The following is a 722-nucleotide window of genomic DNA, read 5'->3' on the forward strand; positions in this document are numbered from 1 at the left end:
CCAAAAACAAGAGTTTCTTAATCATCACCCTGTGACCAGCTTAGTATTGGCTCGCGCAGAGTACATGGACTTGTTGCTGACGCGTTTATGGCAATACTTCGGTTTTAATGACATTTACAACATCTCATTAGTGGCCGTGGGCGGATATGGTCGCGGTGAACTGCATCCGTTGTCCGACATAGACATTCTCGTTCTTTCTAACAACAAACTGCCGACTGCGTTAGAAGCGAAAATCAGCGAATTTATTACCTTACTATGGGACTTAAAACTGGAAGTTGGCCATGCGGTTCGCACTGTCAATGAATGTGCACAAATCGGTCGTGACGATCTAACGGTTGCCACTAACCTACAAGAAGCACGTCTGCTTTGTGGCAGCGAAGACACATTCCAAGCTTTAAAAAAAGTCGTGCTATCCGACTCTTTCTGGCCGAGCGAAACCTTCTACCGCGCAAAAATCCAAGAACAACGCGAACGTCATGCTCGCAACCGCGATACGACCTATAACTTAGAGCCCGATAGCAATTCGACCCCAGGAGGTCTTCGCGATATTCACACTTTGAGCTGGGTAGCGCGTCGTCACTTTGGCGCCACATCTCTGCTAGAGATGAGCCGTTACGGCTTTCTTACCGATGCGGAATACCGCGAACTGGTGGAGTGTCAGGACTTCTTGTGGCGTGTCCGCTTTGCGCTGCACATTGAACTTCGCCGATACGACAACCGTT

Annotated in this window: 1 protein-coding gene; it reads left to right on the forward strand. The window is 48.9% G+C overall.

Translation table 11 applies throughout. The features are described 5' to 3' along the window. Positions 1-722 (forward strand): nucleotidyltransferase domain-containing protein (locus R7Z50_RS27170; RefSeq protein WP_318149706.1); only part of this gene is annotated, 722 nt, incomplete at both ends.

Source organism: Vibrio sp. 1249-1, from assembly GCF_033340495.1.